We start from the raw sequence: 18,393 nt of genomic DNA on the forward strand, positions 1-18,393 counted from the left end.
GGATATTTTTACAATAATGAAGCTCATTTAAATGTTTTGTATATAAGTCTTAGTAAAAAAATTTTAAAAAATCTAGAACTTTTGAATTGTTTGAGGTACGAGTTTTCAAAAGTTCTCAGTATTTTTTAATTTTTTTGCTTAGCCTTATCAAAATATTTAACCGAGCTGAAGATTGCAAAAAATATCTGGAGTATAATTTGATTTTTTGCTTAGAAAGCCTATGGGATACTTTAATGAACAATTTACTAAGTATATCTTTACTTAAAAGTATAAAACTAATATTGAAATGGAGGTGTTACTTTATGAGTAGAAGACCTTTAGTTCCAGAAGCAAAGCCAAAACTGGATAAATTAAAAACAAAGTATTCAAACGAATTTGGCATGGAATTTAACGACAGCTACAAGGGAAACAAGACTTCAAAATTAAACGGCCATAATGGCGGACTGGTTGGTGGCTTAATGACTAAAAAAATGGTAGCAGAATTTGAAAAAAATTTAATAGATAAGTAACTAAAAAAACAGTTAGTATCCTTAGATTTACTAACTGTTTTTTAACTATTACATTTTCTAAAGTTTAAATTTAGTAATTTCTTTTTTCATATCATTGGTCATATCTGCCAAAGTATGTGCTGTTGCTGCTACTTCCTCAGTAGAAGCATTCATTTCCTCAGATGATGCTGCTATTTCCTCAGACGAAGCTGAAACTTCTTCTGCAACAGAAGATATTTCTTCAATCTTACCAAGTATATCGGACTTTTCACTGTCAATATTTGCCGTTAAACCATTTACCATATTAATTTTAGAACTCATTTGAGTTATTTCATTAACTATAAGCTTGAATGAATCAATTGTAGTATTTACAATTGAAATTTGTGAATTTAACTGATCTTTTATTTCTCCTGATGATTTTACCATTATGCTTGAGTCATCTGATACACTATTTATCAATGTGCTTATATTTTTTGAAGATTCCGTTGTTTGCTCTGCCAATTCCCTAATTTCTTCCGCAACTACTGAAAAACCTTTACCTGCCTCTCCCGCCCTTGCTGCTTCAATTGCTGCATTTAATGCAAGAAGATTGGTCTGCTCTGCTATACTATTAATTAAACTTGTTATTTCATCTATTTGTTTTATATTTTGGCCAAGGGTAGTAGTCTTTGATATAAAATCATTAAAAGAATCACTTAACTTATTCATAGACTGGGCAAGTTGTTCCATTTCAGTATTACTTTTTGCAGACATAGTATTTATACCCTTTGCATTAGAATCAACTTCTTTTATTGAATCAATGATTTCAACTAGTTCACTTCCAAATTTATTTAGTATGTCTGTAATGTTTACTAAATTTTCTGCCTGGGAACTTGCTCCCTTTGCAACATCCTGCATTGATGTTGCGACATCACTTGATGAAGCTGCTATTTCTTCTGATATTGAAGATAAATTATCCGCATGACTGTTAATTTCTGAAGAATTTGTTCTAATACTCTTTATCATACTTATAATTGATTCCTGCATTATTTTTACAGCTCTTGCCAGAGTACCAGTTTCATCCTTAAGTTCCAAATATTTAGGGCTTATCACTGAACTCAAATCACCAGAAGATATCGTCTCTAAATATTTAATTGCTGCAACAATATTTTTTATAATCTTGCTTCCGAGAATAAATACAAAAACTAATCCTAAAATTATAAAAATTATAGATGCTGTAATAGTCCATAATCTTAAAGTATTTGTGCCACTTAATACTTCAGCTTTTGGTGAAGTAACTGCAATGGACCAATTAGTGCCATTAACAGGTGCATATCCTAAATATTTTCTTACACCACCATAAGTGTATTCTCCAACTCCAGACTCACCATTCATCATTTTTTTCTCAATATCCGCAAAAGGCTTTAATTTAGAATCTTTTTTAACATCTTCATTAATGTTATCTCCCTTTAAAACTATTTGCTCATTTACGTTGGCAACTGCCGTACCTTGCTTATTTATCATAAATGCTTGTCCACTTTTTCCAAAAGTAATATCTTTTGTTATATCATTTAATGTCTTACCATTCCTTACTGCAGTAATTACACCCACAATTTGATTTCCATTTTTTATAGGTGCCGCATATACTATAACCATGGCATTTTGTGTTTTACTTAAAACAGGGTCAGATACATTTTTTTCGCCTGCCAAAGCCTTTTTAAAGTAATCTCTATTTTTAATATTAGCTGTTTTGCCATTAGTATTTATAGCATTTCCATCTTTATCTACAATATTCATCTCAATATGTCCACTTCTTTTTACTTCTGCATCTAATATAACCCTTTTATTCTCCCATGAATTGTTCATATCACTTATCTGTGTTTCACTAGCTATAGCCTCTAAAGCATTTAGCTGACTTTCCACCCTACTATTAACAGTTTTTGCAGACTCTTTTGCTATTTGAGGTAGAACTTCATTTACATTGCCAATTAATGCCTTCGACGAAGTATAATATGAAATTGTTCCAAGACCAATACATATAATTGCAAGTAATAGTCCCATAGCCAACATTAACTTAGTTTTAATACTTCTCATTTTGCATCCTCCTTTTTGATAACCTTTACAATTGTGAGTTATATAATACATCTCTTATATTAATAATAACATAATTTGATAAATGTTTGCACCGTTTCCAATTTAATTCCTGTATCTAATTCTATTTGTCAAATCTAAACAAATTTAGTCAAACAATTAGGATAATATTACTTTGATTAGCTATAAAGTTTGATCATGCAAAGCAATGAAATATTGATATTGTCTTTATTTAGGACTATGATTATGTAATAATAATTATATTATAAAATTGAAGGGAGATATTACATATGAAAAAAGTAATATTGTTAAGCGGAAGTCCAAATCCAGAAGGCAACACTGTGCAAGTTCTTAAAGAATGTGCAAAAGTCATAGAGCAAAATGGTGTTTCAGCTGAAGTTGTGTCTTTAGCTGGAATGACTTTAAAAGATTCCATGAATCCTCAAGGAGGCTATAATGATGGATTTGATGAAATAATTGAAAAAATAAAGGGTGCTAAGGGACTCATTGTAGCATCTCCTGTTTATTGGGGAACTGCAAGAGCAGAGCTTATGACAGCACTTCAAAGAATAGCTATGGCATCTATGAAAGGTGGAAACTTCTTATCCAGAATGGTAGGAGGACCTATTGCTGTTGCAAGGCGTGCTGGCCAGACATCATCAATACAGGAAATGCTTATGTTCTATCTCTACAATGACATGATTATACCAGGCTCAACATACTGGAATGTAGTCTTCGGACAAAAACCTGGTGAAGCTTTAAAGGATGAAGAAGGAATGAGAACAGTAAAGAGATTTTCTGAAAATATAGCTTATTTGGTAAATAAACTGGATTAGTCCTATAAGGGAATGAGCATGGATTTTTGTGCAGCAAGCACACATTCTATGCTCATTTCTCACTTTTATAACTATATCGTTACATCTTCTCCTGCTTTATTTCCTACAATAAGAAGACATATTGCCATAATAATTAATCCCGTAAGTGGTATATTCCAGGAGTGAAATAAGTCAAATACACTTCCAATTATAAAAGGTCCGATAGCTGCTAGGGTATAACCTAAGGATTGTGCCATTCCTGATAATTTCGCTGCCTCTCCTGCCCCACTGCTTCTAAGTCCAATAAAGGACATTGCAAGGCTAATGCATCCTCCTGAACATAAACCGCATAGGAGAACAGAAACTGCAATAATCATAGTACTGTTTGCAATCAAAAACATGAATATACTAACTGCATAAATACAGGAAATGGTACCTGTTACTAGCTTCTGATTTTTTCTTCTTACTGCTAGTAAAGGAACAACAAAAGATGCGGGAATCGCAACTATTTGATAAGCCGAAGCATAATATCCTGCAGTCTCAACATTAATTCCTTTAGCCTGTAAAATGGTAGGAAGCCAAGCCACAAAACAATAATACAAAAATGATTGTATACCCATATACAAAGCAACATACCAGGCAATAGATGACTTGTACACATTTTCCTTAGGACTGTCATTTCCAAATTGATTTTTGCCTTTCAATTGCAAATTCCACTGAAAAAGCCAGATTAGCATAGTAACAATTACAAGTACAACCCAAATTGCCAGTGCATTTTTCCAACCTAACCCTACATCTTCTGAAAGTGGCACACTAATTCCAGAAGATATACCTGCAAGAATAGACATTGAGGTGGTAAAGATACCTGTTATCATTCCAATCCTTAAAGGAAACTCAGATTTTATAATACTTGGAATCATTACATTACCCACTGCTATTCCTATACCAATAATGGCTGTACCAATAAATAAACCTGCTGTCCCTGCAAAAGAACGAATCTCAATTCCAACTGCCATAAAAATTAATGCATAGAACATAAGGTGTCCTGAGCCATATTTTTGACTTAGCTTACTTACAAAAGGTGATACAACAGCAAATGCAATCAAAGGAATGGTTGTAATAATTCCTGATGAACTTGCCGAAAGATTTAACTGTGTTTTTATTATACTGATAATTGAACCAACTCCAGTAATAGGTGATCGCAGATTAAATGCCATAAATATAATTGCAATAATTAATAAAGTTTTATTTTTTCCATTCATTTTAAAATTCTCCTTATCGTATTTTTAACTGTAAAATACAATAAATCTATTTGTCTGCAATAAGAGCCTGAATAATTTGGGAATTAAATACAGGCAAGAATGGCATAAAAATCATTTTCAAATTCCTTCCTCCTGCTCTAATTTACTCATTTATATAGTAAAACTTTTTAATGATTTCCTATATATCATATTAGCATTTTATACTTTATTATTAAATAGTTTTATAAGAGTATTAAATTATTCCTTTTTATATTCTAATAAATCCGCAGGCTGGCAGTTGAGTTCACGACAAATTGCCTCAAGTGTTGAAAATCTTATTGCCTTTGCTTTGTTATTCTTGAGTATTGACAAATTGGCATTGGTAATTCCTACCCTATTTGCAAGCTCTGAAAGGGAAATTTTATTTTTTGCCATCACTACATCTAAATTAACTATAATTGCCATGATCTATCCCACCTAAATAGTTAAGTCATTTTCATTTTTTATCTTTACTGCTTTCCTGAGCACTTCCCCAATAACGAGAGAAATACATGCTATTATTATAAATACAAAAATATCAGGTTTCAAATTTCCATCATCCCCAAATCTAAACAGCATTCCATCAAGCTTAAATGGCGGTTCACAATATGCATTTATTATACTATTTGCTTCATATACAATACCCCCGAGGAAAACATAAATACCTACTTTAGTAAATCCATCTGCATTTTCAATAATAAATATCCTATCTTTTTTAATTCTCTCTATTACATTCTTTAACTCATAAAGTATAAGGCTAGTTAATGCTAATTCCAACTCTAAAAAAATCAAATGTTTTATAGGAACATTAAAAGGTAGTGCTAAAAAAAATGGAAATATTAACATACTACTTAAACTCATTACAAAGAAAATATTTAGAATTACATTTAAAAAGCTTATTATAAAGTTTTTTTCTCCATTAAATCTAACAATAAGTTTTCCCATTAAATTTATTTTTTTACAAAACATATTATATTCATACCTCCAATTATCATATATTTCTTAAATTACGCAGTCTATTCTTCTCCTGTCTGTTCAATTACTTTTACTTCTCTATTAAGCTCTTGAATTACTATAGAAGCTTGTTTCTTGAAAGCATCTGTCTTGTATACAGTACCTATACAACTTTTTTCATAATTAATTCTCTTTTTAATATAAAAAGTCATTCCCTTTGGATACACCAGTTTCTTATTGTGAACTTTAAGCAGTTTAATTTTTGCAGTTTCCGGGAAAAACCCCCTTTTATACCCCGCTTGTTCAAGCTTCGGCTCTTCAAGTGTTACATGTGCACTACCCATCAATATCAACACTTTTTTATGGGAAGGAATTTCTTTTAGTATATTCTTATTTATGTATTCATCTCTTGTAGGATTAGTTGAGTTTGGAACATTTTTACCAGAATCTGACCACCAATCTACACCTTTTACTACAATACCAAGCTTATTTGCTATTAAATGAGAATAGAGCATCTCACCTGGTCCATCTGCAAAATTACCATTTTTTAATTGTTCAGGTCTACTTTCGATCAAAAGTAAATCTGGTCTTAAATTTTCAATAACTGATTTTAAATTTAAATAGGAATAAGGTGTTGAATCTAACGTCATGTTATGATACGTTCCTAAAAAATAAATCTTTTCACTACCTTTTATATATTCTCTAAAATAAAAATTTCTTGAAAAAAAACACATAATGTAATCTGGTATAATCATAAATACTACAAGTACTATACAAATTACAGATAATACACAGTTTCTAAATATTTTGATGTACTTTCTCCCCATTATCCATACTACCCCCTTGTATGAATTTTATATTTTATTGTATTATATAGCAGTTTTTATTAAAATTCAATACCTTTTTATTGTTTTTCAATATAAAATTATCGTATTTTAATACGTTCCTAATCATATCATTGTAATAAAATAGATGAAAATTATAAGGGAATAGAGAAATTTAATGGACAAAAATAATAGACCATATGGTGGAACTAATATCCATCATATGGTCTTAGTTAGTAACCAAAATAAAAAATTTATGAATTCAATTGGTTTATTGCCAATTTATTTAAATGTAATTTATTTTTTAAAATAATCACTGATACAACTCCAAATGTAAACATAGAAGTTGATAACTCAAAAGAATGCCCTATTCGAACTGATACTGGCATATAAGAATTAGGAAATATTAATGGAGCCGTTATTAATATGCTAAAAATTAATCCTGTTGTTATATAAGTCAACCAATTTTCAATACCTAATGAATAAATTATTATAATAGCTAAGATGGACCATAAAATTCCTCTAAATAACTGAAATGAAATTATCACTGGATCTTGGCTTGACATGTGTGTGAAAAAACTTATGATGTGTGTACTCCCAGTATAATAATATCTCACATCGGCAAATTGCCATGCAACAAAATATCCAAATACAAAATAAATGATAACATAAACAATGGATAAGAGTATCATATTTGGAATTGCACTTATAATGATGGTTTTTATTTTAAGATTACTATATTGGAAATTTGTTTCTCCTTTAAATTTTCCAAGAATTAAAACTGCCAACAACGAAAATACAAAGATGTATATGGCACCCGAAGTAACATTTCTTATTAATTCTTCTAAAGGCATTTTTACAGCACTATTGAAATACAAAGTTTCTATTTGAGTCATAAAATATTGTGTTCCCCAAAAAATGATAAAACTAACTGCTACAAGCTTATAACTTCTCAATTTGGATTTAACAATAAACAAGGTTAATATTATTGTATTTAGAATACAATAAATTAATACTGGTATAACTGTATTCTCTGTAGACTCAGGACCATGTTTAACTCCAATAAGTATAGACGAAACTGCCATACTTATAAACATTATTGTAATTAACAAAATTACTTTTAGTGATAAAATTATAACTTTTTTCATAATAGACCCATCCTCTCTTTATAAATATTTAACCATTGAATATCTACTTCAAAATGCATAATTGAAGCTTCCAAAAGTATATCCATAAATTTATTTCTTTTTGTCTTATTAATATTTTTTATCTTATTAAATTCATTTAGTTGCTTTTCTATGATATCTATTTGTTTATCTATGTACTTTTTTGCATCCTCATTTTGGATTTGTGTAAGAAACATCATTTTTAAATAAAATTCATCCTTGGTTTGTCTCATTACGACTGGTTCTGATAACCACTTATATAGCTCATTTTTGCCTTTATCTGCAATTGTATAAACAAATTTATCTGGTCTATTTTTTTGAGATATTTCCTTCTTCACTATTTCATTTTCGCTTTCCATTTTTTTTAATAAAGTATAAAGCTGACCAATGTTTATGGACCAAATACAACTTACTGATTTTTCAAATTCTTTTTTAATTTCATAGCCATACATTGGCCTTTCATTAAGTAAACCTAATATAGCATGTTTTGTTGACATTAATAGTACCTCCTAAAAAGTAAATTTATATATTATCAGTATAATATATTATATGTAATATATTATGCTACTAATATATAATATGTCAATAAAAATTTTGGAAATTTTAATTAATATCTACTGTGAATAAATTAACATTTACGCCCAAGTTATGATAAAATTATATATTATAATTTCAAAATAAATATAACTATAAATTAATACACTAGTATAAAGTTATTTATGATATACAAAGGAAGGTAATCTAATAATGTTTAAATCATCTACTCATAATGAAATAGTTAGTAGGTCTCTTAATAGGTGCATTAAATATCATATGGAAAAAGGTATCCCAAAGCCTAAACGAAATCTTAACCGTAAAGAATTGAACAACTTAATAAAAGAAAACAGCTATATTATAGAAATAGCAAGACCATTTATGGAAATACTTTATGATTTTCTAAATGGATCAGGTTTTTCATTATATCTTACAGACAAAAATGGAATTGTATTAACTATTATAGGTGACAAAGATATATTAATAGAGCAGGCAAAAGCTGGAATTGTGGAAGGTGCTGATATGAGTGAAAAAAGTGCTGGTACAAATGCAATAGGAACTGCTCTTTTTGAAAATTTGTCAGTTCAAGTTTCAGGCAAAGAACACTTTATAAATATTTTTCAAATTTGTACATGCTCTGCATCTGTCATACACAACGAACAAGGAAATATAATCGGATGTCTAAATCTAACTGGAAAACGTCAATTGGCTCATCCCCATACATTAGGCCTTGTTGTAGCAGCAGTAAAGTCCATTGAAAACCACTTAAAATTAAATAAATCTCAAAATGAATTATTTAAAGCCTATCAATACTTAAACAAAATCATGAATTCCATAGATTTTGGAATTTTAGCTGTAGATAACAATGGGATCATTAAAGCTATAAATAACAGTGCATGTAATATGCTTTGTATAGACCAAAAAGATATTATAGATAAAAATGCATATAAAGTTTTATATAATTGGCAATATATACTTAATGAACTTAAATCAGGAAACTCATATGAAGATAAGGAAATTTTATATTCGGATAAAAGAAGAAGATTTAATTTGAATGTATATCCTATAAGGGATAAAAGTAATACCGTAACTGGTATGGTAGTTACATTTAAAGACATACAAAATGTATACAACTTGGTTAACAAATACACAAGTGGATCTGCTACTTATACATTTGATGATATAATTGGCAGCAGTGAAAAAATGATAAATTTAAAAAAACAGTTAAAAAGCATATCTAACAGTCCTTCCACTGTACTAATTCAAGGCGAAAGCGGTACAGGTAAAGAACTTATTGCGCAGTCCATCCACAATGACAGCAGCAGAAAAAATAACAGCTTTATAGCAATAAATTGCGGTGCCATACCCAAAAATTTAATAGAAAGTGAATTATTCGGATATGAAGATGGATCATTCACAGGTGCAAAACATGGAGGGCGTGCAGGAAAATTTGAACTTGCAAATGGTGGTACTTTATTTTTAGATGAAATTGGGGAAATGCCTTTAGATATGCAAGTAAATCTTTTAAGAGTTCTCCAAGAAAACTGTATTACAAGAATAGGCGGGAACAGATGTGTAAAAATAGATATAAGAATCATTGCAGCTACTAATAAAAATTTGAGGGAAGAAATACATAAAGGAACTTTTCGCGAAGATTTATACTATAGACTAAATGTAATACCTATATATGTACCACCACTGCGGGAAAGAGATATGGATATTAAAATACTGATAAACTATTTTTTAAAGATAAAAGCTTTTAAACTTAAAAAACCTATTCCAATAGTAAGACCTGATATATATCAAAAGCTCTTAAATTATAATTGGCCCGGAAATGTAAGAGAATTGGAAAATTGTATTGAAAATATCGTAAATATGAATGGAAATACATCTTTCAACTTCGAAAATAGTATTTCAGTAAATACGCAAACTAGTCCTTGTACTACAAAATTTAAATATGATATGTATTCATTAAAAGAGTTGGAAAAAGAAGCAATAACAAATTGTATGAGTAATTGCAATGGTAACATTGCAAAAGCTTCTAAAATTCTGGGAATAAATAGAAGTACTTTGTATACAAAAATAAAAAAATATCAAATTAATTTTTCTTAAAGTGTATGTAAACACAACTTTGTTGTAAAAAGCAACATTATTTTCTTAAAAAATGTTGCTTTTTACAGCATTTTTCAATTATATATATTAACCTTATAAAGTCCTACCCCCCTAAATTCAACCTTTTCATGATAAAAAACATACTGGCACAACATTTGCTTATATATTTAAATAGATATTTAAAAATACCATTTTATTTACTAAAATTTTTATATTTAATTTATTAGGAGGTTCTATTATGAAAGGTTTTGCAATGTTAGGTATTAACAAATTAGGATGGATTGAAAAGAAAAACCCAGTGCCAGGTCCTTATGATGCGATTGTACATCCTCTAGCTGTATCCCCATGTACATCAGATATACATACGGTTTTTGAAGGAGCACTTGGTAATAGGGAAAATATGATTTTAGGCCATGAAGCTGTAGGTGAAATAGCCGAAGTTGGCAGCGAAGTTAAAGATTTTAAAGTTGGCGATAGAGTTATCGTACCATGCACAACACCTGACTGGAGATCTTTAGAAGTCCAAGCTGGTTTTCAGCAGCATTCAAACGGTATGCTTGCAGGATGGAAGTTTTCCAATTTTAAAGATGGTGTATTTGCAGATTACTTTCATGTAAACGATGCAGATATGAATCTTGCCATACTCCCAGATGAAATACCTTTAGAAAGTGCAGTTATGATGACAGACATGATGACTACTGGTTTTCATGGAGCAGAACTTGCAGACATAAAAATGGGCTCCAGCGTTGTAGTAATTGGTATAGGAGCTGTTGGATTAATGGGAATAGCCGGTTCCAAACTTCGAGGAGCAGGCAGAATTATCGGTGTTGGAAGCAGACCTGTTTGTGTTGAAACAGCTAAATTTTATGGAGCAACTGATATTGTAAATTATAAAAATGGTGATATAGTTGAACAAATCATGGACTTAACTCATGGTAAAGGTGTAGACCGTGTAATCATGGCAGGCGGTGGTGCTGAAACACTAGCACAAGCAGTAACTATGGTTAAACCTGGCGGCGTAATTTCTAACATCAACTACCATGGAAGCGGTGATACTTTACCAATACCTCGTGTTCAATGGGGCTGCGGCATGGCTCACAAAACTATAAGAGGAGGATTATGCCCCGGCGGACGTCTTAGAATGGAAATGCTAAGAGATCTTGTTCTATATAAACGTGTTGATTTGAGTAAACTTGTTACTCATGTATTTGATGGTGCAGAAAATATTGAAAAGGCCCTTTTGCTTATGAAAAATAAGCCAAAAGATTTAATTAAATCAGTAGTTACATTCTAAAAATTCATATAAAAAAACTGTCGCATTAAAAAAATGTGACAGTTTTTACTTAAAATATTGGACAAAAGACTTCCTTTCTTATAGATGCAAAAAATAATCAATCCGATTCATAATTATAAACAGAGTTCTTGGCATCAGGTTGAGTTTTGACTCCACCTGATGCTTAGAAATCGTTATCCAGGCGCGTAACAGTACTTATTCCCCAACTTTGATAGAAGATTTGGGTGTTAGCAATGGTAGCGATCGGATAAACTGATAAATATTCGTATTTTTAATTGCGAACTTAAGATTTAATTAATATCTACTATGAGTAAGTCAACATATATACCTAAATTATGATAAAATTATATATTATAATTTCAAAATAAACATAACTATAATAATACACTAAGATAAAGCTATTTATCTGATGGCTACCTACTGTAACACTCCCTCTTCTATCAAAGTGAGAGATAACAGTAGCTACGCCCCTAGATAATTCATCTAAACTTAGTGGGAGAAACAAAACTCTAAAGAGAAAGCGATTCACTTTAAATCAAAGATTTGAGATATCTGCTTCTCCCACTAAGTAAGATTCATTGATATAAAAAGGAAGGTAATCTAATAATGTTTAAACCATTTACTCATAGTGAAATAGTCAGTAGGTCTCTTAATAGATGCATTAAATACCATATAGAAAAAGGTATACCAAAACCTAAACGAACACTTAGTCGCAAAGAATTGGACAACTTAATAAAAGAAAACAACGATATTATAAAAATAGCAAAACCATTTATGGAAATACTTTATGATTTTTTAAGTGGATCAGGTTTCTCATTATATCTCACAGACAAAAATGGAATTGTATTAACTATCATAGGTGACAAAGATATTGTAATGGAGCAGGCAAAGGCTGGAATAGCAGAAGGTATTGATCTGAGTGAACAAAGTGCAGGTACAAATGCAGCAGGAACTGCTATTTTTGAAAATTTGTCAGTTCAACTTTCAGGCAAAGAACATTTTATAAATACTTTTCAGATTTATACCTGCTCTGCATCTGTCATACATAACGAACAAGGAAATATAATCGGATGTCTAACTTTAACTGGAAAACGTCAATTGGCTCATCCCCATACATTGGGTCTTGTTGTATCAGCAGTAAAGTCCATTGAAAATCACTTAAAATTAAATAAGTCTCAAAATGAATTATTTAAAGCATACCAATACTTAAATAAAATCATGAATTCCATGGATTTTGGAATTTTTGCTGTAGATAATAGCGGAATAGTCAAGGCTATAAATAACAGTGCTTGTAATCTCCTTGGCATAAACCAAAAAGATATTATAGATAAAAATGTTTATAAAGTTTTACACATATGGCAGTATATACTTGATGAACTCAAATCAGGCAATGTATATACGGATAAGGAAATTTTATATTCGGATGAGAAGAAAAGATTTAATTTAAATGTATATCCTATAAAAGATAAAAGTAATATTGTAACTGGTATGGTAGTTATATTTAAAGATATACAAAATGTATATAACTTGGTTAACAAATATACAAGTGGATCTGCTGCTTACACATTTGATGATATAATTGGCAACAGCGAAAAAATGATAAATTTAAAAGAACAGTTAAAAAATATATCTAATAGTCCTTCTACTGTATTAATTCAAGGTGAAAGTGGTACAGGAAAAGAACTTATTGCCCAGTCAATTCACAATGACAGCAATAGAAAAAACAAAAGCTTTATAGCAATAAACTGCGGTGCCATACCAAAGAATCTAATAGAAAGTGAATTGTTCGGATATGAAGATGGATCATTTACAGGTGCAAAACGTGGAGGCCGTGCAGGAAAATTTGAACTTGCAAATGGAGGTACTTTATTTTTAGATGAAATTGGAGAAATGCCTTTGGATATGCAAGTAAATCTCTTAAGGGTTCTCCAAGAAAACTGTATCACAAGAATAGGTGGAAATAAATGCATCAAAATAGATGTAAGAATTATAGCGGCTACCAACAAGAATTTAAGGGAAAAGATAAAAAAAGGAACTTTTCGTGAAGACTTATACTACAGACTAAATGTAATACCTATATATGTGCCACCACTTCGGGAAAGAGATATGGATATTAAAATACTAATAGACTATTTTTTAAAGATAAAAGCTTTTAAACTTAAAAAACCCATTCCAATAGTAAGACCTGATATATATCAAAAGCTTTTAAAACATAATTGGCCTGGAAATGTTAGAGAATTAGAAAATTGTATTGAGAATATTGTAAATATGAATGGAAATACATCTTTTGACTTTCAAAATAATCTTTCAGTAAATAAGCAAACTAATCCTTGTACTACAAACCTTAAATATGATATGTGTTCATTAGAAGAGTGGGAAAAAAAAGCAATAATAAATTGTATACACAACTGTAATCATAATATGTCAAAAGCTTCTAAAATTTTAGGAATAAATAGAAGTACTTTGTACACAAAGATAAAAAAATATCAAATTAATTTTTCTTAAATTGTATATAAAAACAACACTGTTGTAAAAAGCAACAGTATTTTAAGAAAAATTGTTGTTTTTTACAACAGTATTTAAAAAGATAACTAAACTCTATAAAATATCCATCTAGATTCAATCTTTTCATGATAAAAAATATACTGGCACAATACTTGCTTATATATTTAATTAAATATAAACCAAAAAATTTAATTACCCCAATAGTTAAATTCTAAAAAAGTAATGTAACTTAATAATAAGGAGGACAAAAATGGGAAGATTTACTTTGCCTAGGGATATTTACTTTGGTGAAAATGCCTTAGAAAATTTAAAAAATTTAGATGGAAATAAAGCAGTAGTTGTTGTAGGTGGGGGATCTATGAAGAGATTTGGATTCTTAGCCAAAGTTGAAAAATACTTAAAAGAAACTGGTATGGAAGTTAAATTAATAGAAGGTGTTGAGCCTGATCCGTCTGTTGATACTGTTATGAATGGCGCTAAAATAATGAGAGACTTTAACCCAGATTGGATAGTATCAATAGGTGGAGGATCTCCCATAGATGCTGCTAAAGCAATGTGGATATTTTATGAATACCCCGACTTTACATTTGAAAAAGCGGTAGTCCCTTTTGGAATTCCTAAATTAAGGCAGAAGGCACAATTTGTTGCTATACCTTCTACAAGTGGAACAGCAACTGAAGTAACATCATTTTCTGTAATAACAGACTATAAAGCTAAAATAAAATATCCTCTTGCAGATTTTAACCTTACCCCTGATATAGCTATAATAGATCCGTCTCTTGCAGAAACAATGCCCAAAAAGCTTACAGCACACACTGGAATGGATGCACTTACTCACGCAATAGAAGCATATGTAGCAAGTTTACATTCAGATTTCTCAGATCCACTTGCTATGCATGCTATAACCATGATTCATAAATATTTATTGAAATCCTATGAAGAAGATAAAGAAGCTAGAGGACATATGCATATAGCCCAATGTCTAGCTGGGATGGCATTTTCAAATGCTCTCCTTGGAATAACTCATAGTATAGCACATAAAACTGGTGCAGTATTTCACATACCTCATGGGTGTGCTAATGCCATATACTTACCTTATGTTATAGATTTTAACAAGAAAGCTTGTTCAGAAAGATATGCTAAAATAGCCAAAAAGCTGCATCTATCAGGAAATAGTGAAGATGAGCTAATAGATTCATTAACTGAAATGATTCGTACTATGAACAAAAAGATGGATATTCCTCTCACCATAAAAGATTATGGTATAAGCGAAAACGATTTTAATGAAAACCTAGATTTTATAGCTCACAATGCCATGATGGATGCCTGCACTGGATCCAATCCTAGAGCAATAACTGAGGAAGAAATGAAAAAGCTCTTGCAGTATATGTATAATGGGCAAAAGGTTAATTTCTAGTTTAAAAGTTAATGTATTTATATAAAGTTAATGTATTTATATTTAGGAAAATGTATACAAACTAAAGCAGTATGCTCCCCTTAGAGTAGACAGCCCCAATCTGTTTATAATAAGGGGAGTATTTTTGTGCCTATGAAAGTTAAGTATACATCCATAGAAAAGGAACATATTATTTAAAATTATTTTCTATTGTGAGGCATCTTCTTTGTGCTAAATATTAAATATTATACTTGCTCTATGGAAACAACTTCATAACCCACATCTTCAATAGCAGATTTTATGTCAGCATCTTTAATTTCACCACTAGATTCAACTAAAGCTGTTTTTGAATCTAAATCAACAGACACATTGGATGCACCTTTAAGTTCCTCCAATGCTGTTTTTACATGATTAACACAGTGTCCACAGCTCATTCCTTCAACAATTATCTTCTTTTTCATAACTTATTCCACCCTTCATTTTATAAATGTTTATTTATATTGATGGCTTAAAGCCTTTCAATCTTAAAGCATTACTTAAAACTGATACAGAACTTAAACTCATGGCAAGAGCTGCTATCATTGGGTTTAAAAGTGGTCCTCCAAATATGTGAAGTACTCCCATAGCTACCGGAATTCCTAAACTATTATAACCAAAAGCCCAGAACAAGTTTTCCTTTATATTTTTTATTGTTTTCTTGCTTAAATCTATAGCTGTGACCACATCCATTAAATCACTTCTCATTAAAACTATATCTGCAGACTCCATAGCTACATCTGTACCAGACCCTATAGCTATACCTATATCAGCCTGTGCTAAAGCTGGTGCATCATTTATGCCATCTCCAACCATGGCAACTTTCTTGTTTTCACTTTGAAGTTTTTTAACTTCATTAGCTTTATCTTGTGGTAAAACTTCTGCAAGTATTCTATCTATTCCAACCTGCTTAGCTATAGCTTCAGCAGTTTTCTTGTTATCTCCAGTTATCATTGCCACTTCAATTCCCATAGAATGAAGTTTATCTATAGCCTTTTTACTGTGTTCTTTAACCGTATCTGCTACAGCAATTACACCAATTGCCTTATTTTCAAGAGCTACATACATAGGAGTTTTGCCTTTATCTGCTAAAACTTGTGATCTTTCCTCTAATTTTTCTAAAGAGATATTACTTTCAAGCATAAGTTTTCTATTACCAAGCAATATTTTACTGTTTTCTATATTAACTTCTATTCCATGACCTGGTACAGCTTTAAATGACTGTAATTTTTTTAATTCAATTTTCCTATTTTCAGCTTCTTTAACTATTGCTTCTCCCAAAGGATGCTCTGATGATTTTTCACCTGAAGCTGCTAATTGAAGTAAATAGTTTTCATCTATGTCTGGAATTGTAACTATATCTGTAACCTTTGGATTACCTTCAGTTATAGTTCCTGTTTTGTCAAATACTATAGTTTGAATTCTATGCGCTGTTTCCAGTGCAGTACCACTTTTTATAAGCACACCATATTCAGCACCTTTTCCGGTACCAACCATAATAGCAGTTGGTGTTGCCAATCCTAAAGCGCAAGGACACGCAATTACTAACACTGATATAAATATGGTAAGTGAAAATACTCCTGTTTCACCATATATGTACCAAGCTAAAGCAGCAATTATAGCTAATGCCATTACTACCGGTACAAAGTATCCTGATATAACATCTGCTAATTTTGCAATAGGAGCCTTTGACCCCTGGGCTTCCTCTACTAATTTAATAATTTGTGCCAGTGCTGTATCCTTACCAACTCTTGTAGCTCTATACTTAATAGAACCATTTTTATTTATACTTGCTCCAATGACCTTATCAGAAGGATTTTTTTCTACAGGTATACTTTCACCTGTAAGCATGGATTCATCTACTGAAGTAATTCCCTCTGTAACCTCTCCATCTACAGGTATTTTTTCACCAGGTTTTACTACAATTATATTTCCAACTTCAACTTCATCTATAGAAATTTCTATTTCCTTATCTTCTTTAATTACAGTAGCAGTTTTTGGTGCAAGCCCCATAAGCTTTTTTATAGCTTCCGAAGTTTTTCCTTTAGCAACAGATTCCAGATATTTACCTAATGTAATAAGAGTAAGTATTGTACCTGCTGATTCAAAATATAAATGATAGTTTGTGTTTCCTATAAAAATTTCATATACTGCAAAAACACTATAGATAAAAGCAGCAGATGAGCCTATTGCTATAAGTGAATCCATATTGGGACTTCTTCTAAATAATGATTTAAAGCCAACAGTAAAATACTTTCTACCAACAATCATTATAGGTAATACTAAAAGTAACTGTATTATGGAAAAAACTTGCGGATGATTCATTGGGTCTATAGCCTGTGGAAGCATATATCCCAATTTTTCACTAATCATTGGTACCATAGCTATTATAAGTAGTGGAACTGCAAATACAGCAGATATTATAAATCTATTCCATAACGACTTTGCTTCTTTTTCTTTTTTTCCCTTATCTGTATCTACAGAAATTTCTTCTTCTAAAGCTTTATATCCTGCTTTTTCTATTGCCTTTTTTATATCCTGAACATTAACCTTTGAAGCATCAAATGCTATACTTAGCTTTTCCGTAGCAATATTTACATTTGCTTCATATACGCCTTCTAGTTTTTTTGAAACTCTTTCTACTGCTTTAGCACAAGCTGCACAGGTCATTCCTTCTATCTTCAAGGTTTTATTTGTAGTATCAATTAAAGCTTTATATCCAGCTTTATCTATTGCACACTGTATATCTTGAACATTAACCTTTGACTCATCAAAACTTACACTTAATTTTTCTGTTGCCAAATTAACATTAGCATCTAACACACCATCTAGTTTTTTTGAAGCTCTTTCTACTGCTTTAACACAAGCTGCACAGGTCATTCCTTCTATTTTTAATGTCCTTTTTATCATTGCTCCTTC

At 30.7% G+C, this 18,393-nt stretch carries 15 protein-coding genes; 6 read left to right on the forward strand and 9 right to left on the reverse strand.

Features of this window, described 5'->3' with window-relative positions; translation table 11 throughout:
* Positions 1-302 precede the first annotated feature (302 nt).
* Entirely contained in the window at positions 303-509 is a 207-nt protein-coding gene (locus CLJU_RS12195) for an alpha/beta-type small acid-soluble spore protein (RefSeq protein WP_013239124.1), read from the forward strand.
* A gap of 57 nt (positions 510-566) precedes the next feature.
* Here CLJU_RS12195 and CLJU_RS12200 read toward each other — a convergent pair whose 3' ends face one another.
* Positions 567-2,561 carry a methyl-accepting chemotaxis protein gene (locus tag CLJU_RS12200; protein ID WP_013239125.1) on the reverse strand — a complete coding sequence of 665 codons (1,995 nt, stop codon included), beginning with the start codon at positions 2,559-2,561 and terminating at the stop codon, positions 567-569.
* 287 nt (positions 2,562-2,848) lie between these two features.
* Between CLJU_RS12200 and CLJU_RS12205 the strand changes: the two genes are divergently transcribed.
* Complete coding sequence (locus CLJU_RS12205; RefSeq protein WP_013239126.1) at positions 2,849-3,394, forward strand: flavodoxin family protein; 546 nt, start codon at positions 2,849-2,851, stop codon at positions 3,392-3,394.
* A gap of 71 nt (positions 3,395-3,465) precedes the next feature.
* On the opposite strand, the gene CLJU_RS12210 is transcribed toward CLJU_RS12205, so the two are convergent.
* The 6 genes from CLJU_RS12210 to CLJU_RS12235 form a co-directional block, all read right to left on the reverse strand.
* Positions 3,466-4,635: a CynX/NimT family MFS transporter gene (locus CLJU_RS12210; RefSeq protein ID WP_013239127.1), complete on the reverse strand. Its 1,170-nt coding sequence runs from the start codon at positions 4,633-4,635 to the stop codon at positions 3,466-3,468.
* A gap of 237 nt (positions 4,636-4,872) precedes the next feature.
* A complete protein-coding gene (locus CLJU_RS12215; protein WP_013239128.1) occupies positions 4,873-5,079 on the reverse strand; it encodes a helix-turn-helix domain-containing protein in 207 nt (68 codons plus the stop codon).
* A 12-nt stretch (positions 5,080-5,091) separates the two neighbouring features.
* Positions 5,092-5,622, reverse strand: a complete 531-nt coding sequence (locus CLJU_RS12220) for a DUF2975 domain-containing protein (RefSeq protein WP_013239129.1) — start codon at positions 5,620-5,622, stop codon at positions 5,092-5,094.
* 47 nt (positions 5,623-5,669) lie between these two features.
* Positions 5,670-6,434 (reverse strand): hypothetical protein, encoded by a 765-nt coding sequence (locus CLJU_RS12225; RefSeq protein WP_013239130.1) that lies wholly within the window; start codon positions 6,432-6,434, stop codon positions 5,670-5,672.
* Between the two features lie 251 nt (positions 6,435-6,685).
* Entirely contained in the window at positions 6,686-7,579 is an 894-nt protein-coding gene (locus tag CLJU_RS12230) for a hypothetical protein (protein WP_013239131.1), read from the reverse strand.
* Entirely contained in the window at positions 7,576-8,094 is a 519-nt protein-coding gene (locus CLJU_RS12235; protein ID WP_013239132.1) for a helix-turn-helix transcriptional regulator, read from the reverse strand. The genes CLJU_RS12230 and CLJU_RS12235 overlap by 4 nt, the downstream gene beginning before the upstream one ends.
* Positions 8,095-8,344: 250 nt before the next feature.
* Between CLJU_RS12235 and CLJU_RS12240 the strand changes: the two genes are divergently transcribed.
* From CLJU_RS12240 to CLJU_RS12255, 4 genes are all read left to right on the forward strand, one after another.
* The gene (locus CLJU_RS12240) at positions 8,345-10,243 is read left to right on the forward strand and encodes a sigma-54-dependent Fis family transcriptional regulator (RefSeq protein WP_013239133.1); all 1,899 of its coding nucleotides are present in this window, start codon (positions 8,345-8,347) and stop codon (positions 10,241-10,243) included.
* Between the two features lie 238 nt (positions 10,244-10,481).
* Entirely contained in the window at positions 10,482-11,537 is a 1,056-nt protein-coding gene (locus CLJU_RS12245; RefSeq protein ID WP_013239134.1) for an NAD(P)-dependent alcohol dehydrogenase, read from the forward strand.
* Positions 11,538-12,143: 606 nt separating this feature from the next.
* The gene (locus CLJU_RS12250; RefSeq protein WP_013239135.1) at positions 12,144-14,042 is read left to right on the forward strand and encodes a sigma-54-dependent Fis family transcriptional regulator; all 1,899 of its coding nucleotides are present in this window, start codon (positions 12,144-12,146) and stop codon (positions 14,040-14,042) included.
* 250 nt (positions 14,043-14,292) lie between these two features.
* Positions 14,293-15,459, forward strand: coding sequence for an iron-containing alcohol dehydrogenase (locus CLJU_RS12255; protein WP_013239136.1), 1,167 nt, complete (start codon positions 14,293-14,295; stop codon positions 15,457-15,459).
* A gap of 224 nt (positions 15,460-15,683) precedes the next feature.
* Here CLJU_RS12255 and CLJU_RS12260 read toward each other — a convergent pair whose 3' ends face one another.
* Both CLJU_RS12260 and CLJU_RS12265 read right to left on the reverse strand, forming a co-directional pair.
* Entirely contained in the window at positions 15,684-15,899 is a 216-nt protein-coding gene (locus tag CLJU_RS12260) for a heavy-metal-associated domain-containing protein (protein WP_013239137.1), read from the reverse strand.
* 34 nt (positions 15,900-15,933) lie between these two features.
* A complete protein-coding gene (locus CLJU_RS12265; RefSeq protein WP_013239138.1) occupies positions 15,934-18,384 on the reverse strand; it encodes a heavy metal translocating P-type ATPase in 2,451 nt (816 codons plus the stop codon).
* Positions 18,385-18,393: the final 9 nt, after the last annotated feature.

The organism is Clostridium ljungdahlii DSM 13528, from assembly GCF_000143685.1.
In the GTDB taxonomy this organism is placed as follows: Bacteria; Bacillota; Clostridia; order Clostridiales; family Clostridiaceae; genus Clostridium_B; species Clostridium_B ljungdahlii.